At 64.7% G+C, this 20,357-nt stretch carries 16 protein-coding genes; 8 read left to right on the forward strand and 8 right to left on the reverse strand.

Going from position 1 to position 20,357, the window contains the following annotated elements:
• Positions 1-5: 5 nt before the first annotated feature.
• From FPB55_RS24965 to FPB55_RS24975, 3 genes are read left to right on the forward strand one after another with little or no spacing between them, the layout of a single operon-like run.
• Positions 6-716, forward strand: a complete 711-nt coding sequence (locus FPB55_RS24965) for a DUF484 family protein (RefSeq protein ID WP_009681647.1) — start codon at positions 6-8, stop codon at positions 714-716.
• Positions 716-1,615, forward strand: coding sequence for a tyrosine recombinase XerC (gene xerC / locus FPB55_RS24970; RefSeq protein WP_115295065.1), 900 nt, complete (start codon positions 716-718; stop codon positions 1,613-1,615). The genes FPB55_RS24965 and xerC overlap by 1 nt, the downstream gene beginning before the upstream one ends.
• On the forward strand, positions 1,612-2,307 hold the full coding sequence (locus FPB55_RS24975; RefSeq protein ID WP_064314325.1) for an HAD family hydrolase: 696 nt from the start codon (positions 1,612-1,614) through the stop codon (positions 2,305-2,307). The genes xerC and FPB55_RS24975 overlap by 4 nt, the downstream gene beginning before the upstream one ends.
• A gap of 163 nt (positions 2,308-2,470) precedes the next feature.
• Here FPB55_RS24975 and sutA read toward each other — a convergent pair whose 3' ends face one another.
• The 3 genes from sutA to glnK all read right to left on the reverse strand — a co-directional run bounded on the left by sutA (position 2,471) and on the right by glnK (position 4,948).
• Complete coding sequence (sutA, locus tag FPB55_RS24985; protein WP_009681644.1) at positions 2,471-2,800, reverse strand: transcriptional regulator SutA; 330 nt, start codon at positions 2,798-2,800, stop codon at positions 2,471-2,473.
• 431 nt (positions 2,801-3,231) lie between these two features.
• The gene (locus FPB55_RS24990; RefSeq protein ID WP_029887805.1) at positions 3,232-4,563 is read right to left on the reverse strand and encodes an ammonium transporter; all 1,332 of its coding nucleotides are present in this window, start codon (positions 4,561-4,563) and stop codon (positions 3,232-3,234) included.
• Between the two features lie 46 nt (positions 4,564-4,609).
• The gene (gene glnK, locus FPB55_RS24995; protein WP_002555808.1) at positions 4,610-4,948 is read right to left on the reverse strand and encodes a P-II family nitrogen regulator; all 339 of its coding nucleotides are present in this window, start codon (positions 4,946-4,948) and stop codon (positions 4,610-4,612) included.
• A gap of 384 nt (positions 4,949-5,332) precedes the next feature.
• On the opposite strand from glnK, the gene FPB55_RS25000 reads away from it, so the two are divergent.
• Positions 5,333-5,599, forward strand: coding sequence for an accessory factor UbiK family protein (locus FPB55_RS25000; protein ID WP_009681642.1), 267 nt, complete (start codon positions 5,333-5,335; stop codon positions 5,597-5,599).
• Positions 5,600-5,622: 23 nt separating this feature from the next.
• On the opposite strand, the gene FPB55_RS25005 is transcribed toward FPB55_RS25000, so the two are convergent.
• On the reverse strand, positions 5,623-7,635 hold the full coding sequence (locus FPB55_RS25005; protein ID WP_115295071.1) for a DUF4034 domain-containing protein: 2,013 nt from the start codon (positions 7,633-7,635) through the stop codon (positions 5,623-5,625).
• Between the two features lie 257 nt (positions 7,636-7,892).
• On the opposite strand from FPB55_RS25005, the gene FPB55_RS25010 reads away from it, so the two are divergent.
• Positions 7,893-9,383, forward strand: a complete 1,491-nt coding sequence (locus FPB55_RS25010) for a YifB family Mg chelatase-like AAA ATPase (RefSeq protein WP_144189505.1) — start codon at positions 7,893-7,895, stop codon at positions 9,381-9,383.
• A 45-nt stretch (positions 9,384-9,428) separates the two neighbouring features.
• Here the strand turns inward: FPB55_RS25010 and FPB55_RS25015 are convergent, their stop codons facing one another.
• Positions 9,429-9,797 (reverse strand): response regulator, encoded by a 369-nt coding sequence (locus tag FPB55_RS25015; protein ID WP_009681637.1) that lies wholly within the window; start codon positions 9,795-9,797, stop codon positions 9,429-9,431.
• Entirely contained in the window at positions 9,794-10,786 is a 993-nt protein-coding gene (locus tag FPB55_RS25020; protein ID WP_144189507.1) for a response regulator, read from the reverse strand. The genes FPB55_RS25015 and FPB55_RS25020 overlap by 4 nt, the downstream gene beginning before the upstream one ends.
• A 241-nt stretch (positions 10,787-11,027) precedes the next feature.
• Between FPB55_RS25020 and FPB55_RS25025 the strand changes: the two genes are divergently transcribed.
• Entirely contained in the window at positions 11,028-16,076 is a 5,049-nt protein-coding gene (locus tag FPB55_RS25025; RefSeq protein WP_144189509.1) for an ATP-binding sensor histidine kinase, read from the forward strand.
• A 91-nt stretch (positions 16,077-16,167) separates the two neighbouring features.
• Here FPB55_RS25025 and ycaC read toward each other — a convergent pair whose 3' ends face one another.
• Both ycaC and FPB55_RS25035 read right to left on the reverse strand, forming a co-directional pair.
• On the reverse strand, positions 16,168-16,794 hold the full coding sequence (ycaC, locus tag FPB55_RS25030; protein ID WP_125854675.1) for an isochorismate family cysteine hydrolase YcaC: 627 nt from the start codon (positions 16,792-16,794) through the stop codon (positions 16,168-16,170).
• A gap of 72 nt (positions 16,795-16,866) precedes the next feature.
• A complete protein-coding gene (locus FPB55_RS25035; protein ID WP_029887800.1) occupies positions 16,867-17,229 on the reverse strand; it encodes an AraC family transcriptional regulator in 363 nt (120 codons plus the stop codon).
• A gap of 180 nt (positions 17,230-17,409) precedes the next feature.
• On the opposite strand from FPB55_RS25035, the gene FPB55_RS25040 reads away from it, so the two are divergent.
• Positions 17,410-18,384, forward strand: a complete 975-nt coding sequence (locus tag FPB55_RS25040; RefSeq protein WP_009681632.1) for a GlxA family transcriptional regulator — start codon at positions 17,410-17,412, stop codon at positions 18,382-18,384.
• Between the two features lie 185 nt (positions 18,385-18,569).
• A complete protein-coding gene (locus FPB55_RS25045; RefSeq protein WP_125854674.1) occupies positions 18,570-20,357 on the forward strand; it encodes a monovalent cation:proton antiporter-2 (CPA2) family protein in 1,788 nt (595 codons plus the stop codon).

Here is a 20,357-nt window from a genome sequence, read left to right on the forward strand (position 1 = left end):
CCGCCATGACCGATCAGCCCAAGGTTGTACCCCAGCAGTCCGCCGAGCTCGATGCCGAGGCGGTGGTCGCCTACCTGCGCGCCCACCCTACCTTCTTCAGCGAGCACGACGAGTTGCTGATCGAACAGCGTATTCCGCACCAGCGTGGCGACAGCGTGTCGCTGGTCGAGCGCCAGCTCAAGCTGCTGCGCGACCGCAACATCGAGATGCGCCACCGCCTGTCACAACTGATGGACGTGGCCCGCGACAACGACCGGCTGTTCGACAAGACGCGCCGGCTGATCCTCGACCTGCTTGATGCCGGTAGCCTGGAAGAAGTGGTCATGGCCGTCGAAGACAGCCTGCGCCAGGAGTTTCAGGTGCCCTTTGTCAGCCTGATCCTGTTCGGTGACAACGTTGCCCCCGTGGGGCGCTGGGTCAGCAATGCCGAGGCCCAACAGGCCATCGGAGCCCTGTTGGGCGGTGGCAAGACAGTCAGCGGCAACCTGCGCGAACATGAACTGGCCTTCCTGTTCGGCGAGGAACAGCGCCGCGAGGTCGGCTCCAGCGCCGTGGCCGCGCTGGAGTACCAGGGGTTGCATGGGGTGCTGGCAATCGGTAGCCGAGACCCGCAACACTACAAGAGCAGCGTCGGCACGCTGTTCCTCGGCTACATCGCCGAAGTGCTCGGCCGTGTCGTGCCACGGGTGACCCAGACCCTGCGTTCGGTACGCTGATGGAACGCCAGCTGGAGGCTTATTGCGCACACCTGCGCAGTGAGCGCCAGGTGTCGGAGCACACCTTGCTGGGCTACCGTCGCGACCTGGACAAGGTCATTGCCTATTGCAAGGAGCAAGGTATTGCCGACTGGCAAGCGCTGCAGATTCAGCAGTTGCGTCAGCTGGTCGCCCGCCTGCATCACCATGGTCAGGCCTCGCGCAGCCTGGCGCGGCTGCTGTCCGCTGTACGCGGCCTGTACCGTTACCTGAACCGCGAAGGCCTGTGCCAGCACGACCCTGCCGCCGGGTTGAGCGCCCCCAAGGGCGAGCGCAAGCTACCCAAGGTGCTGGACACCGACCGTGCGCTGCAGCTACTCGATGGCGGCGTGGACGACGACTTCATTGCCCGCCGTGACCAGGCCATGCTGGAGCTGTTCTATTCCTCGGGCCTGCGCCTGTCTGAGCTGACCAACCTCGACCTGGATCACCTGGACCTTGCCGCCGGCCTGGTGCAGGTACTGGGCAAAGGCGGCAAGGCGCGGGTGCTACCGGTCGGCCGCAAGGCCCGCGAAGCGCTGAAGGAATGGTACCGCCTGCGCGGCATCGGCAACCCGCGCGACCGCGCCGTGTTCATCACCCGCCAGGGCAACCGCATCAGCCCCCGTACCGTACAGCAGCGGGTCAAGGCCGTGGGTGAACGTGAACTGGGCCAACACCTGCACCCGCACATGCTCCGCCATTCCTTCGCCAGCCATGTGCTGGAATCGTCCCAGGACCTGCGCGCAGTGCAAGAGATGCTCGGCCATGCCGACATCAGCACCACGCAAATCTATACCCATCTGGACTTCCAGCACCTGGCGGCGGTGTACGACAGCGCCCACCCCCGGGCCAAACGCAGCAAAGGCACAGACTCATGAGCATCAAGCTGATCACCTTCGACCTCGACGACACCCTGTGGGACACCGCGCCAGTGATTGCCAGTGCGGAAGTCGTGCTGCGCGACTGGCTCGAAGCCAACGCCCCCCTCCTGGGCGGGGTGCCGGTGGAACACCTGTTCGCCATCCGCGAACGCCTGGTGCAGGCCGAGCCCGGCCTGAAGCACCGCATCAGTGCCCTGCGCCGGCGGGTACTGTTCCATGCCCTGGAAGAAGTCGGCTACAGCGAGAAACACGCACAGGACCTGGCCAATGAAGGCTTCGAGGTGTTCCTGCATGCTCGCCACCAGGTGCAGATCTTCCCCGAGGTGCAGCCAGTGCTGGAGATCCTGCGGCATCAGTACACCTTGGGCGTTGTCACCAATGGCAATGCCGACGTCAGCCGGCTGGGGCTGGCGGATTACTTCCGCTTCGCCCTGTGTGCCGAGGACCTGGGCATTGGCAAGCCGGACCCGGCGCCGTTTTTGGAGGCCTTGCGGCGTGGCGAGGTGGACGCCGGTGCGGCGGTGCACATTGGTGATCACCCGGCTGACGACATTGCCGGTGCCCAGCGCGCCGGGCTGCGCGCGGTGTGGTTCAACCCGCAGGGCAAGGCCTGGGCGGGCGAGCAGGCCCCGGATGCCGAGATCCGGCGCCTGTCGCAGCTGCCCGACGTGCTCGCACGCTGGCGCTGACAGGGGCCGCTTTGCGGCCCATTCGCGGGCACGCCCGCTCCCACAGGGACCGTGCAGGTCCCAAGACCTGTGGTGAACCTGTGGGCGCGGGCGTGCCCGCGAAGCGGCCGGCACAGGCACAAAAAAGCCCGCAGCGACGGCGGGCTTCTTGACGATCAGCCACTCAGATAGGGCGGCTGCCGTACTTGTTGTCCGGCTTCTTGGGCGGGTCGGCGACCACGTTGGCCTCGACTTCCTGCACCTTGCCACCGCGCGACAGAAATTCTTCCATCGCCTTGGCCAGTGCATCACGCTCTTTCTGCTTGGCTTCCATGCTCGGCATCTCGTCTACCGAGACTGCCGCCTTGGATTTGCCCTTGGCAGCGGGTGCCGGGCTGCTGTCGTCATCACCAGCGTCTTCGACGCCGTCATCAGCCGCCGCTTCGAGGCCTTCATCGCCCTCGTCTTCGTCACCTACTTCGAGGTCATCATTTTCCAGATCGTCGTCGCTCATGTTCTACCTCATGACTTGCGAAAAGCAGGTTAGTTATAGACCAGTGCAGCCGTAGACCGGCAGCTACCAGTGAAAATTCAACTGGCCGTGGGTTAGGCCACTGCCCTTGGGGCCGGCGCTCCTGATGGGAGGCGGTACCCAGCAGGCCCTGCTCCTGGCAGAACCTGACAAATCCATTAGCCCCTGCTGGCCACTCGCTATTGGCAAGCCTAGCAAAGGCTGGTTGAAGTGCGCGGACTGCTCGTCAAACACCCTTCGGCGCGCATTCTAGCGCGCCGGTAGAAAAAGCAAAGCACCATAAATGCCCTACGACTTGTAAGTTTTTTGCCTACGTCGCGAACGTGCCGAATAAACCGTTTGCCGAGCGGGAAATGTCAAAAATCTGGCAAAAAAATGCCCGGCAAGCCGGGCAAGTTTTTACCGCGTCGCAGTTACAGGTTGTAGCCGCGCTCGTTGTGCTGAGCCAGGTCGAGACCGACCGACTCTTCTTCTTCGTTGACCCGCAGGCCCATCACCAGGTCCAGCACCTTGAGAATCACGTAGGTGACGATGGCGGTGTAGACCACGGTAAAGATCACGCCTTTGGCCTGTACCCAGACCTGCATGCCGATGTCGGTGACAGTACCGAAGCCGCCCAGTGCCGGGGCTGCGAACACGCCGGTGAGGATGGCACCGATGATGCCGCCCACACCGTGAACACCGAAGGCGTCCAGCGAGTCGTCATAGCCCAGCTTGCGCTTGAGGGTGGTGGCGCAGAAGTAGCAGATCACACCCGAAGCCAGGCCGATTACCAGGGCACCCATGGGGCCCACGGTACCCGCGGCCGGGGTGATGGCGACCAGGCCGGCAACCACACCCGAAGCGATGCCCAGGGCGCTCGGCTTGCCGTGGCCGATCCACTCGGCGAACATCCAGCCCAGTGCCGCAGCGGCGGTGGCGATCTGGGTCACCAGCATGGCCATGCCGGCGGTGCCGTTGGCCGCTGCAGCAGAACCTGCGTTGAAGCCGAACCAGCCGATCCACAGCATGGCCGCGCCCATCAGGGTGTAGCCCAGATTGTGGGGCGCCATCGGGGTGGTCGGGTAGCCTTTGCGCTTGCCCAGTACCAGGCAGCAGACCAGGCCGGCGATACCTGCGTTGATGTGCACCACGGTGCCGCCAGCGAAGTCCAGTACGCCCCAGTCCCACATCAGTGCACCGTCACCGCTCCACACCATGTGCGCGATTGGCGCGTATACCAGGGTGAACCAGATACCCATGAACACCAGCATCGCGGAGAACTTCATGCGCTCGGCGAAGGCACCGACGATCAGCGCCGGGGTGATGATGGCGAAGGTCATCTGGAAGGTGATGAACACCGCTTCAGGGAACAGCGCAGTGGCCGAAGTCAGGCTCTCGGGCGTGACACCGCTGAGGAAGGCCTTGGAGAAGCCGCCAACGAACGAATTGAAATTGAGTACGCCTTTTTCCATACCGGCGGTATCGAAGGCCATGCTATAGCCGTAGACGACCCAGAGAATGCTCATCAGGCCGGTGATTGCAAAGCACTGCATCATCACCGACAGCACGTTCTTGGAACGCACCATGCCGCCATAGAACAGGGCCAGGCCCGGAATGGTCATGAACAGCACCAGCGCCGTCGCGGTCAGCATCCAGGCGGTGTCGCCGGAGTTCAGCGCTGGGGCAGCTTCCTCTGCCAGGGCGAGCCCGGGGGTTACGAGGGACAATAGGGCTCCTAGCCCTGCGATCTTACGCAGAGTCATGTTGTTTTCTCCTGGGGCTTTGGGTTTGGTGAGGCTTTGTTGTTGCTTAGATCGCGTCGGTATCGGTTTCGCCGGTACGGATACGGATCGCCTGCTCCAGATTCACCACGAAAATCTTGCCGTCACCGATCTTGCCGGTGTTGGCTGCCTTGGTGATGGCTTCGATTACCCGATCAAGGTCCTTGTCATCGATGGCGACATCGATCTTCACCTTGGGCAGGAAATCGACCACATACTCAGCACCGCGGTACAGCTCGGTGTGGCCCTTCTGGCGACCGAAACCTTTGACTTCGGTGACGGTGATACCCTGCACGCCGATTTCCGACAGTGACTCGCGCACGTCGTCCAGCTTGAACGGCTTGATGATGGCTGTGACTAGCTTCATGAAACTCTCTCCCGATTTGGTGGACTTGCCCCAGGAAAACAAACCCGTCTCAAGTCTAAGCGCAGCGGTTGGCTTTGTAACGCGTCGTCGGCATCCGGCTCCGCGTGCGCACTCCCTGGTCACAAGGAACTGCATCAGTGCATGGCTCGAACTGGTCTTTGCAGAAACCTTGCCAGTTCCGCCAAAGCCACGAAAAACAGCGAGTTATGTGATTTAGTCAGGATTGGCCAGTCGCCAGCATGCAGATCATGCACAGTTTCGGTGCGCGCAGGCGGGGGCTGCTGCTCGAAAAACGTGCAGTACCGCGCGAGCGTCTGTGAAAGAAAGGCCCATGTGCGTGCGTGCTACACTGCTGGCCATTTCTCAGTTTCAATGGAAAGCCCCATGCTCGCGCCCAAAGCCCTTCTCGATGCCCTGAGCGACCAGGCCTCGCGTCTGTTCAGCAGCGATACCGCACAGCCTCGCGCCGAACTGGAAAGCCAGTTCAAAGTGCTGATGCAAGGGGCGTTCAGCAAACTGGACCTGGTCAGCCGTGACGAATTCGACAGCCAGATGGTCGTGCTGGCGCGCACCCGTGCACGCCTTGAGGCCCTGGAGCAACAGGTAGCAGAGCTGGAAGCGCGGCTGGCCCCTACTGCCCAGCAGGACTGAACCAGCCCTGCTGCTGCCACACGTCAGGCGGAAACCCGCAGGGCGTTCAGCTTAGGCGGCCTGGGCGGTAGCTCACTGGCATGCAGGGTGCCGCGCAACAGCGCTGCACCACATTGGGTGAACAGTGTTTTCACCCGGTTGTGCGAGTTGAGTATCTGGGCCTGGATACGCGCGATGGTGGCGTCTGCCGGCTGCAAGCTGGCCGCACGGTTGGCCCATTCGATGGCGGCAAAGCGGCTTTGCTTGCGGGTGCCGCGCCCCTGCATCCAGGCCAGCCCCAGCTCGACACTGGCGCGTGCGGCAACTCCCAGGTCAGGGTGCTCGACCAGGCTCAACAGGTACGCCACAGCCTCGGCCCGCTCCCGAGAGTTGCCGAACTGGCGCAACAGGATGCCCAGATGCAAACGCGCGCGGGCATTGGTTTGGGCATCGCCCAGCGCGTCCACCAGCAGGTGCCTGACGGCCAGCATGGCGCTGCGCTCGCTGAGGTCCTCGCCACCCTTCATGCGCAGGCACGCCAGCTTGTATTTGGCCCGGCGGCTGCCCGCTGCCACTGCGCGCCGTAGCCAATGTTCAGCGGCCTGGCGATCAATGTACTCCTGCGGGGTATTCGCCTGGCCACCACAGTACAAGTCATACAAGCCAAGGGCTGCCCCCGGCAGGTTCAGTTCGGCACAACGCTCATACAGGTAGACGGCCACTTCATGGCGGTTGGCAGCCAACAGCAGGCGCGCCGCCGCAAGCACCGTGAACCCCGGCGCATGGCCTGCCAGCTGGCGTTTCACCGCCCGCTGCGACCATGCCCGGGCCTGCTCGGCCGAGCGTGGCAGCCCCCACAGACCAAAGCAGTGCCCTGCGGCGCGCAAGGCACAGGCGCCCGCATGGCAGCGCCCGTCGCACAGGCGCTCGAGGGCGCGGCGCAGCAACTGCTGCTCATCCGCCAGGCCGTCGCGCAGTATCAGCTCGGCCAGGCAACGGAACGGCTCGCCCATGGCCCCGATCGCTCCATGATCGGCATTGCATGCCAGGCTTGCGGCAAAGTCGCCAATCGCGCCGGCCTGATCGTGCAATGCAGTACAGCGCAACGCCCCCCGCCAGGCCAGCAGTACTGCGCGCTCCCTTGGCCTCAGCGGGCGCTGTGCCCAGGCGTCGAACAACTGCTGCCAGGTGGCCACGGCCTGCAACTGGTCGGCAGCCGGCAACAGTAGCTGTTCTTCGACGGCCATCCAGCGCAAGGCGTTACGCAGGCGCTCGTCCCAACTGGCGCACAACGGGCCGCTGGCCAACAGTTGAAGCGCATCGGCACCGGCGCCCGACCGCGGCAACCGGTAGATAGCCAGGGCCTGGATGGCTTCGAAGCAACCGGGGCGCAGGTCCAGTGCGTGGCGGAGCCAGTAGTAACGCGGGTCCTGGGTGTCCTGGTAGGTCCGCTTGGCCAGGCACGCGGGCAAGCTGCTTGGCAGTTCCGCCAGCGGTTGCACCCCATGCCTGACCAACAGCGGCGCGGCGGCTTCCTGCACCTCCACGTCGGCATGGGCACTGGGCCGATAGCGCGCAGGCCGCCCGTTGAACAACTCGGCCAACCAGCCAGGCTCGCGCAACTGCGCACTGACGCGCAGCATACCGATGGCCGCTGCCAGCGGTTGCGCCGAACGCTCCAGGGCCTGCAGCAGGTGCGCAGTCGCGGTTTCGCATATCTGCCCTACGGCCAGCACACGCGCAGCGTTGGGTTGGCCATCAGCCTGTACCCGGCAAGCGCGGTGGAAGCAGTGCATGCCCATTACCACGTGCGGGTGGTAAGCCTTGGGGCAGGCATCGACCCAGGCTTTGAGCACCTGGCTCGGGGCTTTGTCGCCCTGGTTGTCGAGGTCGGCGAACATGTGGCCTTCCAGGGCCGCCAGGTAGGCCGGAAACTCGCCGGGCGGCGCCTGATACCACTGCGCCTCGAGGCGGTCGAAAAAACGGGTAAGTTCAACGAATGCGCGGGCCTGCACCAGTTCGCGGATTACCTGGTGAGTGTGGGTGAGCGTTTGCACGGAGCAATTCCTCAAGTCCATTTGGAAGAAGGGACAGTGCCATTCCATGGCAACTGCAGTTGCCCAACAACACTAAGCCATACCCGGCCCCTGCGCAAAGAATATTGGATCCACCTTTTGCTCAGAGGTGTAAAAATCCGCGATAAATCCCTGCCCGGAAAAACCACGACGCACACTTCTTGCGCCGGCAGTAGGAGCGCTGGCTATCCTGTGCGCTACCGCAGGAAGCGGCCTTCACCCGCGACAACGGAGCGTCCATGTCCCTAGCCCTCGTCCATAGCCGCGCCCAGGTGGGCGTACAGGCACCGGCGGTCAGCGTCGAAACGCACCTGACCAATGGCCTGCCGCACCTCACCCTGGTCGGCCTACCGGAAACCACCGTCAAGGAAAGCAAAGACCGGGTACGCAGCGCCATCGTCAATTCCGGGTTGAACTACCCACAACGGCGCATCACCCAGAACCTGGCCCCCGCCGACCTGCCCAAGGATGGCGGGCGCTACGACCTGGCCATTGCCTTGGGCATCCTCGCCGCCGACGGTCAACTGCCAACCGCGGCCCTTGCCGAGCTTGAATGCCTGGGCGAACTGGCACTGTCTGGCACGTTGCGCCCGGTGCAGGGGGTATTGCCGGCGGCACTCGCGGCCCGCGAAGCAGGCCGGGCGCTGGTGGTACCACGGGAAAACGCCGAGGAGGCCAGCCTGGCCAGCGGCCTGGCGGTGTATGCCGTGGGGCACTTGCTGGAGCTGGTTGCCCACCTCAACGGCCAGGTGCCCCTGGCGCCTTATGCGGCCAACGGTTTGATCCTGCAGCAACGGCCGTACCCGGACCTGAGCGAGGTGCAAGGGCAACTGGCGGCCAAGCGCGCCTTGCTGCTGGCAGCTGCCGGGGCGCACAACCTGTTGTTCACCGGCCCGCCCGGCACCGGCAAGACCTTGCTCGCCAGCCGGCTGCCCGGGCTGCTGCCGCCGCTGGACGAGCACGAGGCGCTGGAAGTGGCGGCGATCCAGTCGGTCAGCGGCCATGCACCGCTGAGCAGCTGGCCGCAGCGCCCCTTTCGCCACCCGCACCACTCCGCCTCCGGCCCGGCACTGGTGGGGGGCAGCAGCCGGCCGCAACCTGGCGAAATCACCCTCGCTCACCACGGTGTGCTGTTCCTTGACGAGCTGCCGGAATTCGAGCGCCGCGTGCTGGAGGTGTTACGCGAGCCGTTGGAGTCCGGTGAAATCGTGATTGCCCGGGCCCGCGACAAGGTACGCTTTCCCGCGCGCTTTCAGCTGGTGGCGGCCATGAACCCCTGCCCGTGCGGCTACCTCGGCGACCCAACCGGCCGTTGCCGCTGCAGCACCGAGCAGATCGCCCGCTATCGCAACAAACTGTCCGGGCCACTGCTGGACCGCATCGACCTGCACCTGACCGTGGCCCGCGAAAGCACCACGCTGAACAACCAGCCTAGCGGTGAAACCAGTGCCGCTGTGGCTGTGAAAGTGGCACAGGCCCGAGCGCTGCAACACGGGCGTCAGGCCTGCGCGAATGCCTTCCTCGATCTCGAAGGTTTACGCCGGCATTGTGCCTTGAAAGCCGCCGACCAGGTCTGGCTTGAAAATGCCTGCGAGCGGCTGACGTTATCGCTGCGCGCGGCACACCGGTTGTTGAAGGTAGCGCGAACGCTGGCGGACCTGGAGGGGTGCGAGACCATTGGCCGGGCGCATCTGGCCGAGGCCCTGCAGTATCGGCCGGGGAGCAGTTAGGTTGCGCAGTGGCCTTGCAGGCAAGGGCCTGCACCACCCCTTGGTTTACTGGCGGCCAGCCAATGCCCGTTCAACCACCGCCAGCAATACCTCTTCAGAAAACGGCTTGCCCAGGCACTCCAGCGCCCCCAGCCGCGTCGCCGCGTGCATTGCGGCATCATCCCAATGCGCCGACATGCAGATCACCACTATCGGCCATTGCCGAAGCGCCAGCTCACGCTGCACGTGCAGCCCGCTCATGCCGGGCATCTTCAGATCGAGCAGCACGCAACCGGCCTGCCCTGCCCGTTCAGACGCCAGGAACGGGGCACCGCCGGCGAAGGTCAGGGTCTCGAACCCGGCTGAACGCAGCAGGTTGGCCAGGCTCTTGCGCACCGAAGCATCGTCATCGACGATGCATACCCATCTGCTCATGCGCCGCCCATGCCCTCCTGCTGTGTGCCGAGCACGTTGTGCATGGCCACTAACTCCACCAATGAGCGCGACTGCATCTTGTTCATGATGCTCTTCTTGTGCACCTTGGTGGTCACCTCACTGGTGCCGATCTGCCTGGCGATCTGCTTGTGCGACAGGCCGTCGACCACCAGCGAGAACACCTGGCGCTCACGCGGGGTCAGGCGCTGGTACTTTTCCGCCACGAGCCGGGCATGGCGCCACTTGCGCCCTTCGGCCACGGCACGCACCCGCAGCGTACCCAGCAGGGCCAGCAACTGCTCCTCGTCAAAAGGCTTGGTGAGGAACTCCACGGCACCTGCGCGCATCGCCTGCACGGTCATCGCAATGGTGCCAAAGCCGGTCATGAACACGATCGGCCAGGGCAGCGCCAGCTGGCGCAGCGTTTCCTGCACTTGCAAGCCGGTGATATCGGGCAGGTGCATGTCGAGCAACAGGCAGGCGTAAGGGGTTTCCAGCCGGGCTTCAAACAGCTCCTCGGCACTGGCGAACAGATGATGGGGTATGCCCTGCGAGCGCAGCAGCCGGCCGAGCGCCGTGCGTACCGATGGGTCGTCATCAACCACCAGCACTGGCACATCCGCACTTTCGCCGGATGGCTCCAGGGTGTCGGCGCCTGCGCACAACGGCAAAGCCCCCAATGCCCGGCCTGGGGCCGCGAAGCTGATCTCGGCCGCCAACCGGTAGCCACGCCGAGGTACGGTCTGAATCAGCCCACGGTCGCCAAATGCCTTGCGCAGCAACGACACCTGGACCTGCAGGTTGTTGTCCTCGACCACGGTGCCGGCCCACACCTGGCTGAACAATTCTTCCTTGTCGACCACCCGGCCCTTGGCCCTGATCAGTGTGGCCAGCACCTCGAACGCGCGCCCGCCCAGCAGCATGGGCTTACCGTCGAGCAACACTTCGCGGCGCTCCAGGGACACCAGGGCATTGCCTATTCGGATCATGGCTTCCTCGCACGGGCACGGGCATTCGCGCAGCCACGAACAGCGTAGGCCAGCGGATGCGGTGGAACAATTATCCCGAGGGATAGGGTGTTCAAGGCACTATACAAGCGCCCGGAAAAGGCCAGGGGACGATAACGGACAACAGCGTGCCCGTTCCTGCCAAGCGGGCTGCAACCCGCATTCCCCATGGCCTGGCTGCGTATACTCACGTCTCGGGATGTCGCCAGCAGGGGGGTGTTTCATGCGCGATGAACGCCTTGCTCACAGGCCCATCGATTACGACCAGACAGTCGACGAAAGCTGGCTCAACAACTGCGACATCACAGCGTTGGGCCAGGATGGCGAGCTCAGTTGCTTCCGCCTGTGCGACCCCACCAGCGGGCAAGCCTGGCTCGCCATGCGAGCACCGCTCGAAGCGCCCGCCGCCTGTCAGCGCCTGGAGCGCGACTACCGGCTGAAACTGGACCCACAGTGGGCAGTGGTGCCGTGCGCGTTCGTGCGTTCCCCCGAAGGCCCACTGCTGGTGTACCCGGCCGGTCACTCCATCGCCGACCTGCTCAGCGAAGGCCGGCTGGCGCTGGAGCCGTTCCTGGAGATTGCGCTGAACGCCGCCACTGCCTTGGCCCAGGCCCACCAAAGCAATGTACTGCACGGCGCCCTGCAGCCAGCCCATGTGCATGTGCAGGACAACTTGCAGGTGCGGCTGGGCGGGTTCCGTGCAACACCTGCGCATCCGCTCGGCGAGCAAGGCATGCCGCTCGGCAACTGGACCTACCTGGCGCCCGAGCAAGTCTGCCCGCACGGCAGCAACAACGACCTGCGCAGTGACATCTATGCCCTGGGGGCGATCCTGTACCAGCTACTGCTCGGTGAATTGCCACTGACCGGGCGCGATACCCAGCACTGGCGTCAGCTGCATGCGGGGGTACAACCCAAGACCGCCTGCGAAGTCGACAACCGCGTGCCGCAGCCGCTGAGCAGCGTGCTGGCCAAGGCCCTGGCCAAGGAACCGGACGCACGCTACCAGAGCGCACACGCCCTGGCCGTGGACCTGGGCTACTGCCACCGGCAATGGGCTGCCAGCAAACACATGGCGGCCTTCGAACCAGGTTGCGCCGACCCGGTCGCCGCCCATGGCAGCCGCCTGTATGGCCGCGATGCCGAACAGCAGGCCATTGCGCTGCTGCTCAAGGGGTTGCGCCGCGACAGCACGCCGCAAGTGCTGCATATTCAAGGCGCCGCAGGCATGGGCAAGTCGAGCCTGGTGGCCGCTGCACTCAAGGCCAATGCTCAAGGGTACTGGGCGGTCGGCAAGTGCAACAGCGTGTCGCAGGCTGCGCCCTACGCGCCTTGGGTGGAAATCCTCGGCGCCCTGACCACCCAGTTGCTGGCCAAGGACAGCCACGAACTCGACGCCCTGCGCCACGACATCCTGCGCCGCATCCAAGGCCACGGCCGGCTGCTGGGCAAGTTGGCGCCAGACCTGCAGCTAGTGCTTGGCGCGTTGCCGCCACTGCCAGGCAAACTTACCCCCATGGCGCTGCAGAAGGAGCTGCGGGCCGTGGTCGAATTCCTTGCAGTATTCAGCCGCCCCGGCCTGCCACTGGTGCTGTTCATCGACGACATCCAGTGGGTCGATGAGGCCTCGCGCCAGCTCCTGGCGCAACTGCTGGCAAACGCGCCCGGCAACCTGCTGCTGATCTTTGCCCAACGCAGCGACACCGGCACTACCCAAGGCCCGGTCAGTGTCCCCCACTCACTGCGCAGTACCACCCTGAACCTGCGACCGCTGGCCGTTGGCGCGGTGGCAGAGTTGATCGCCGAGCGCTACCACGTGGATGCCGAAGCCGCCTTGGCACTGGCTGCACAGGTACATGAGAAGACCGCAGGCAACCCGTTCTTCATCCACCAGATCCTGCGCGCCATGGTCGAAGACCAGTTGTTCTTCTTCGATACCCAGGCCATGCGTTGGTCGTGGTGCCCACAGGCCGTGGCCCGTCACCGTTACGCCGACAATGTCGCCGAGCTGATGATCCACCGCCTGGCGCGCCTGCCCGCGCCACAGCGCGACGTACTGCGCATCGCCAGCGCCGCAGGCAGCCGCTGCGACAATGGCGTATTGCAGCGGGTGCTGGGGCGGGCGCCAGGCACTGCGGTGCAGGCCCTGATTGCCGCGGGCTTCCTGCTGTCGAGCCAGAGCGGCCTGGGCTTCGTGCATGACCGCGTGCAGGAGGCGGCGTATCAACTCACGCCAGGGCACGAGCGCGAAGCGCTGCATGCGCGCATTGCCGTGGCCATGCTCGGGGCCTGGCCAGACCGCTTGCAGGCGCTGCTGTTCGAGATTGCCCATCAGCTGCAACGCGCCAGCCCGTGCGGGTTTGCCGCAAATGACTGCGCAACCTTCCTGCAGCTTACGTACGAGGCGGCGCAGCGGGCGCGTGACAGCCGCGCCTATGAGCAGGCCGCCGGCTACCTGCACACGGCACAACAGCTGCTCGAAGCCTGCAGTACGCTGGAAAGCCGCGCCACGCTTGGCTTTGCCATTGCCAGCATGGCAACGGAGTGCGATTTGCAACTGTCGCGCACGGTCGCCGCCCAGGCCCGCCTGGCTGAATGCCGCCAGCGTGCCGGCTCGACGCTGGAGCGGGCCAGGGTGTGCCAGTTGCAGGCACGCCTGGAGACCTTGCAGGGTAACTGCCAGGCTGCCATCGCCAGCGCGCTTGGCGGCCTGCGGATGCTGGGTATCGAACTCGCGCCAGGCCTTGACCCACACCAGGTGCAAGCCAGCCATGCCCGTGTGCAAAGCCTGATCGAGCAGAAAGGCCTCCACTGCCTGGAGTCGCTGCCACGCACCGACTCGCAAGAGGTCGCACTGGCAGTAGGTTTGCTGGCGACCCTGTCGTCATCCTTCCTGGTGCAGGACGACCTGTGTTTCCTGCACCTGGCCAAGCTCACGGAGCTGGCGTTGCTGCATGGCGTAGCGCCAGGGAGCACCTACGGCCTGGCCTGGTACGGGGTGATGTGCGCCGAGCGTTTTGGTGCCTATCACGATGGCCATAGCTGCTGCCTGGCGGCGCTCAAGCTGATCGAGCGCCACGGCCTGGAGGCCGACCTGAGCAGCGCGCTGCTCGCTCTGGACCAGCTCAGTGCCTGGACGTCGCCCATGGAGCTGGCCCGCCGCACCGCCGTGGAGGCCGTCGATTCGGCGCACCTGAGCGGCGACCTGGCCATGAGCTGCCATGCCTGCAACCACTTGGTTTCCGACTCGCTGATCATGGGCCGCTACCTGCCGGAAGTGGCCGAGGAAGTCGCCCAGGGCCTGGCCACTGCGCGCCGGCATGGCTACCTGGAGGTGGCGCAGACCCTGCTGGCCCAGCAAGCGTTCGTCGCCGCCCTCAGCGGCACCACCGGCACGACCGCAACCGCACCCTCGAACTCGCCCATTACACGGTTCTTCGAGTACCTGTTCGCCGGCATGAGCGCCTTCTACCTGGGCAACCATACGCAGGCCATGGCCAACCTGGCGCGGGCCGGCGACTACGCCTGGGCCGCGCCGGCCCACATCAACCTGGCCGACTATCACCTGTTCCGTGGCTTGCTCCTGGGCAGCCCGGAGGCCCCCGGCCGCCTTGCCGACAAGCTGCACGCACTACAGGCATTGCGTGAGCGCTTCGCTCACTGGGCAGGCTTCAACCCGGCCACGTTCCGCAACAAATTGCTGCTGATCGAAGGGGTGATCGCCAAGCTGGAGGGCGACGGGTTGGCCGCCATTCGTTGCTTCGACCAGGCCCAGATCGCCGCCACCGCTGCCGGCTTCATCCACGAACAGGCGCTGGCCCATGAGCAACTGGCGGAAGTGTGCATCCCCAGCGGCCTGATTTCCGGTGCCAACCTGCACCTGCGCGTCGCTCGCGATTGTTTCCACATCTGGGGCGCAACCGGCAAGGTGCAGCAACTCGAGACCCTGCATCCGTTCCTGCGCACCCAGCCGATCCAGGAAACCCAGCGTGCCACGCAGCAGGCCAGGCTGGACCTTGAGGCCGGTATCGAAGCGGCGCGAGCGCTGTCCGAGGAGGTGCTGCTGGAAGGCCTGATCGAAACCCTGATGGGCCACCTGACCGAGCACTCCGGCGCCGACCACGGTGCGCTGCTGATCGTCAGCGGTGCCGAATTCCAGATGGCCGCCCTCGCCTACATCGACGATGCCGGGCTGCACGTGAACATGGACAATTGCCAGAAATTCATGACCCAGGCGCCGTTGTCGGTCATCAACACCACCATGCGTACGCGCAAGCCGCTGGTGCTGAGTGATGCGCAAAGCGATTGCCCCGAAGCCTTTCGCCAGGACCTGCAGGCACGTGGCGCCCGCTCGGTACTGTGCCTGCCCCTGGTGATCCAGGGGGTGCTGATCGGCCTGGTGTACTTGGAAAACCGCCTGGTACCCGGCCTGTTCGGCAGCCAGCGCCTGGCCATGCTGGAGATCCTGGCGGCGCAGGCCGCGGTGTCACTGCAAACGGCCAAGTTCTACACGCGCCTGGCCGAAGACAACCAGAGCCGGGCGCAGATAGAGGCGGAACGGCGTCATTCTCGCGCAGAGCTTGCGCGCACTGCCCACCTGCAAGTCATGAACGAACTGTCGGCCTCGATTGCCCACGAAATAAGCCAGCCGTTGCTGGGTATCGCTGCCAATGCCGCCGCCAGCCTGCGCTGGCTGAAGCGTGCAAAGCCCGACCTGGAAGAAGCGATGGCCGGGCTGGAGGACATCCGCAACGACAGCGAGCGTGCTGCCAACATCCTGCGGGCGTTGCGCTCGCTGGCCAAGCAGGCACCGCTGCAGCGCCAGGCGGTGAAGCTGGACGCGGTGATCCGCGAGGTGGTGCGCCTGACCTCGACCGATGCCGCCAAGGGCGCAGTGCAGGTGCAAACGCACTTGCACGCGGGGGTCAGCGTGGTGGCCGACCCAGTGCAGTTGCAACAGCTGATGTTCAACCTGATCACCAATGGCCTGGAGGCACTGGCGGGGTACCGTGCCGATGGCGTGCTGCGCATTGCCTCGGCGGTAGTTGCGGGGCAGGTAGAGATCTGTGTGGACGACAACGGGCCGGGCATTGCGGTTGAAGAACGCGAGCGCGTGTTCGATGCGTTCTACACCACCAAGGGCAGCGGCATGGGCATGGGGCTGGCGATCTGCAATTCGGTGGTGCAGGCCCACGGCGGCCAGTTGCAGGCGCTGGTGTCGGAGCTGGGCGGCTGCCGGATTCGCTTCACCCTGCCGGTCAGTGACCGCTAGCCTGTGCCGGCCTGTTCACGGTGCACCCGCACCTGCGCATACCACGCTGCAGGAACGGGTGTACCCGCTGCAAGGCCGGTTCAGGGCTGAATCAGCGCGACGTCAGCGCCGCATAGCTGTTCATCAGGTTGCGATAGTTGGGTATGCGCTGCGACAGCAGGTTGCCCAGCCCTTCGATGTCGTTGCGCCAGTCACGGTGCAGCTCACAGGCCACCGAGAACCAGTTCATCATCTGCGCGCCCGCCTGGGTCATGCGCACCCACGCTGCCTGCTGCACGGTTGGGTTGAAGGTGCCCGAGGCATCGGTGACCACGAACACCTCGAAACCTTCCGCCAGCGCCGACAGGGTCGGGAAGGCCACGCACACGTCGGTGACCACGCCGGCAATGATCAATTGCTTGCGCCCGGTCGCCTTGATCGCCTTGACGAAATCCTCGTTGTCCCAGGCATTGATCTGGCCTGGGCGGGCAATGTAGGGCGCGTCCGGGAACATGGCCTTGAGCTCCGGCACCAGCGGGCCGTTCGGGCCTTGCTCGAAACTGGTGGTGAGGATGGTCGGCAGGCCGAAGAACTTGGCCAGGTCACCCAGGGCCAGCACGTTGTTCTTGAACTCGTTGGGGGTGAAGTCCTGCACCAGCGAGATCAGGCCGGTCTGGTGGTCCACCAGCAGTACCACGGCGTCGTCTTTGTTCAGGCGCTTGTAATCGGGTTGGCTCATGGGGGTGACTCCTCGGTTGGAAAAGCGGCGCGGTACTACCCGCAGGGGGCTATACCCGTGAATAGCTCCGGCTTAAGAATAGGCCTGGGCCTGGCGCCACGCATTCGGCGGCTGGCCGACCAGGCGGCTGAAGGCACGGGTGAAGTGGGCTTGGTCACAGAACCCGCATTCCAGGCTCACGTGGGTAATGGGCGCCTCGGTGGCAAGCAGGCGCTTGGCCTTTTCCATGCGTGCCAGCAGGCGCCAGGCCTGGGGCGAAAGCCCGGTATTGACCTTGAAAGCTCGGGAGAAATGGCTGCGTGTGAGGTTGCACAGGCCGGCGATCTCGATGATCGACAGCGAGCTGCGCAGCATCAGTTCCTTGGCCAGGCGTAACCGCGCAGGCGTCAGGGCCCCAGGGGGTTGCAGCGGCATTTGAGGCGTCCCGTCGTGCATGGCGACTCTCCTGTTCAGTAGGGAAAGTCTCACCCCCGGCACATGACAAAGTCCTGAGTCAAAGCTGAATTGTTCTTAATTGTGCGGTGCTGGCCCTGGCGGGTTTGCCGCTACCATAAGATGCGTTTCATATTCAGTTACAGGCCGTCAGCCGCACCCAGGATTCAAGGTAGAAAAGCAATGCAGGAAAAAACCGCCCACCGCACCGTAGCCATGGTGCTGTTCAACGATGTGCTGTTGCTGGACGTGACGGGGCCTATGGATGCATTCGCCATCGCCAACCGTTTCCTGCCGGCCGAGCGGCGCTACCAGTTGCTCACCCTGGCCGAGGGGCAGGCGGCGGTGCGTGGCTCATGCGGGCTGAAGGTGGTGGCCGACCTACGCCTGGAAGACCTGCCTGCCGCCGTGGATCTGCTGCTGGTGCCCGGTGGCCCTGGCGCCTACAACATCGCGCTGCCAGTGCTCGAGCGCTGGCTACCCCAGGCCGTGCGCAGTGCCAAGCGGTTCGGGGCGATTTGTACCGGGGTATTTTTGCTGGGCCGGGCCGGGCTGCTGGACGGCTACCGTTGCACCACCCACTGGAACTACGTGGAGCGCCTGGCGCAGGCGTTTCCCGCGGCCAAGGTGGAAACCGAGCAGATCTATGTCATCGATCGCTGCCTGATCACGTCTGGCGGCATCACGGCGGGCATTGACCTGGCACTGGCAGTTATCGCCGAAGACCACGGCAAGGCACTGGCCCTGGAAGTGGCCAAGGTGCTGCTGGTGGCGCGCCACCGGCAAGGAGGGCAAACGCCGTATGGGCCGCTGCTGGCGGCAGTGCCACGCGACGACTCGCCAGTGGCGAGGGTGCAGGCATACATCGTCGATCATATCGAGCAGGCCTTCACCGTGCAGAAAATGGCCGACCTGGTGGCCATGAGCGGGCGCAACTTTGCCCGCACGTTTCAGCGCGAGGTGGGGATTACGCCACTGCAATACCTGCAGAATGCGCGCATCGACCGCGCCCGCCAGTTGCTCGAATGCGGCGACCTGCCACTGAAGGTGGTGGCGGCGCAGTGCGGGTTTGGCAGTGACCGGCACATGCGCAAGGTGTTCTGCGAACGGATTGGCATGACGCCGGCGCAGTATCGGGCACAGTTTGGTGGGGCCTGAGTCAGTGTGTTTCCTGTGCGGGCCGCTTCGCGGGGAAACCCGCGCCCACAGGGGCTGCACCGGTTGTCTCATTTTTCAGGACAATCTTTCTCCCCGATGGCAGATTGTCTAACGCCACCCCAGCCCTCAGAATTGTCCGCCAACCTGTTCGAACGCTGCCCCGGCAGCTCATGGAGTACGAGCCCATGCCACATGAAGGCAGCCTTCTACAAACCGCGGTGATCTTTCTGCTCGCTGCCGTCCTTGCCGTGCCCTTGGCCAAGCGCCTACAACTAGGTGCCGTGCTTGGCTACCTGCTGGCCGGTGTGGTCATTGGCCCGCAGGCATTGGGTTTGATCCGCGATACCGAAAGCGTGGCGCACATTTCCGAGCTGGGCGTGGTGCTGCTGTTGTTCATCATCGGCCTGGAATTGTCACCCAAACGCCTGTGGCTGATGCGCAAGGCAGTGTTCGGCGTCGGTACCGCCCAAGTGGTGCTGACCGGCATGCTGATCGGCGCCATTGCCCTGTTCGGTTTCGGTCAGGCGCTACCTGCGGCCATCGTGCTCGGCCTTGGCCTGGCGCTGTCATCCACCGCCCTCGGCCTGCAAAGCCTGGCCGAAAGCAAGCAACTCAATGCCCCGCACGGCCGCTTGGCCTTCGCCATCCTGCTGTTCCAGGACATCGCCGCCATACCGCTGATCGCCCTGGTGCCGCTGCTGGCCGCCAGCGGGCCGGACACCAGCCACGGCGACAGCCTGCAACACGGCTTGCAGATCTTCGCCAGCATCGCCGTGGTGATCGTCGGCGGCCGCTACCTGCTGCGCCCGGTGTTCCGCACGGTGGCCCGCACCGGCCTGCCAGAGGTGTCTACCGCCACTGCGCTGCTGGTGGTGATCGGTACCGCCTGGTTGATGGAGGAAGCCGGCATTTCCATGGCGCTGGGCGCCTTCCTCGCCGGCTTGCTGCTGGCGGACTCGGAGTACCGCCATGAGCTGGAATCTCAGATCGAGCCTTTCAAGGGCCTGCTGCTGGGTTTGTTCTTCATCAGTGTCGGCATGGGTGCCAACCTGCGGCTGCTGCTGGAAATGCCGCTGGTGGTGCTGGGCCTGACCCTGCTGCTGGTGGCAGTGAAGCTGGTGCTGCTGGTTGGCGTTGGCCGCCTGGCCGGTGGCCTGAGCGGCGCCAGCGCGCTACGCCTGGGCATGGTGCTGGCGGCCGGCGGCGAGTTCGCTTTTGTGGTGTTCAAGCTGGGCAAGGACCAGGGCCTGTTCGACACCCAGACCTACGACCTGCTGCTGATGACCATCACCCTGTCGATGGCCATTACCCCGCTGCTGATGATTGCCTGCGCCCGCGCCCTCAAGCGGCCGCAACCTGCGCGTGAAGTGCCTGAGCAATACAAGCAGATACAGGCGGATACGCCTCGGGCGGTAATCGTCGGCATGGGGCGTATGGGTCAGATCGTTGCACGCATCCTGCGCGCGCAGAAGATCCCGTTCATTGCCCTGGAAACCTCGGTCGATGCCATCGAGATGACTCGTATGTTCGAGCAGGTGCCGGTGTTCTACGGCGACCCGCTGCGCCCGGAAGTGCTGCATGCCGCCAAGGTGGGTGAAGCGGAGTACTTCATCATCACCATCGATGACCCTGAAGCTGCCATTCACACAGCTGAGCGGGTGAAGCGCCTGTACCCGCACCTGAAAGTGCTGGCCCGTGCGCGCAACCGCCAGCATGTGCACAAGTTGGCGGATGTCGGTGCCGAGCCAATCCGCGAGACGTTCTATTCCAGCCTGGAGATGACCCGCCGCGCGCTGGTGGGGCTGGGTTTGAGCGATGAGCAGGCGGCGGACCGGATTGCACGGTTCACCCAGCATGACGAAGAAGTGCTGGTGGCCCAGGGGCAGGTCCGCGATGACCGGGCCAAGGTGATGCAAACGGCCAAGGAGGCGCGGGTTGAGTTGGAGCGGTTGTTTGATTCGGATGCGGACTGA

It is taken from the genome of Pseudomonas sp. BJP69 (genome assembly GCF_007633355.1).
Lineage (GTDB): Bacteria > Pseudomonadota > Gammaproteobacteria > Pseudomonadales > Pseudomonadaceae > Aquipseudomonas > Aquipseudomonas juntendi.

Coding starts and splice junctions, on each gene's coding strand:
- FPB55_RS24965 (WP_009681647.1), top strand. CDS start 6: ATGACCGATCAGCCCAAGGTTGTACCCCAGCAGTCCGCCGAGCTCGAT.
- FPB55_RS25045 (WP_125854674.1), top strand. CDS start 18,570: ATGCCACATGAAGGCAGCCTTCTACAAACCGCGGTGATCTTTCTGCTC.
- FPB55_RS24975 (WP_064314325.1), top strand. CDS start 1,612: ATGAGCATCAAGCTGATCACCTTCGACCTCGACGACACCCTGTGGGAC.
- FPB55_RS25040 (WP_009681632.1), top strand. CDS start 17,410: ATGCAGGAAAAAACCGCCCACCGCACCGTAGCCATGGTGCTGTTCAAC.
- glnK (WP_002555808.1), bottom strand. CDS start 4,948: ATGAAGCTAGTCACAGCCATCATCAAGCCGTTCAAGCTGGACGACGTG.
- FPB55_RS24990 (WP_029887805.1), bottom strand. CDS start 4,563: ATGACTCTGCGTAAGATCGCAGGGCTAGGAGCCCTATTGTCCCTCGTA.
- FPB55_RS25035 (WP_029887800.1), bottom strand. CDS start 17,229: ATGCACGACGGGACGCCTCAAATGCCGCTGCAACCCCCTGGGGCCCTG.
- sutA (WP_009681644.1), bottom strand. CDS start 2,800: ATGAGCGACGACGATCTGGAAAATGATGACCTCGAAGTAGGTGACGAA.
- FPB55_RS25020 (WP_144189507.1), bottom strand. CDS start 10,786: ATGATCCGAATAGGCAATGCCCTGGTGTCCCTGGAGCGCCGCGAAGTG.
- ycaC (WP_125854675.1), bottom strand. CDS start 16,794: ATGAGCCAACCCGATTACAAGCGCCTGAACAAAGACGACGCCGTGGTA.
- FPB55_RS25015 (WP_009681637.1), bottom strand. CDS start 9,797: ATGAGCAGATGGGTATGCATCGTCGATGACGATGCTTCGGTGCGCAAG.
- FPB55_RS25025 (WP_144189509.1), top strand. CDS start 11,028: ATGCGCGATGAACGCCTTGCTCACAGGCCCATCGATTACGACCAGACA.
- xerC (WP_115295065.1), top strand. CDS start 716: ATGGAACGCCAGCTGGAGGCTTATTGCGCACACCTGCGCAGTGAGCGC.
- FPB55_RS25010 (WP_144189505.1), top strand. CDS start 7,893: ATGTCCCTAGCCCTCGTCCATAGCCGCGCCCAGGTGGGCGTACAGGCA.
- FPB55_RS25000 (WP_009681642.1), top strand. CDS start 5,333: ATGCTCGCGCCCAAAGCCCTTCTCGATGCCCTGAGCGACCAGGCCTCG.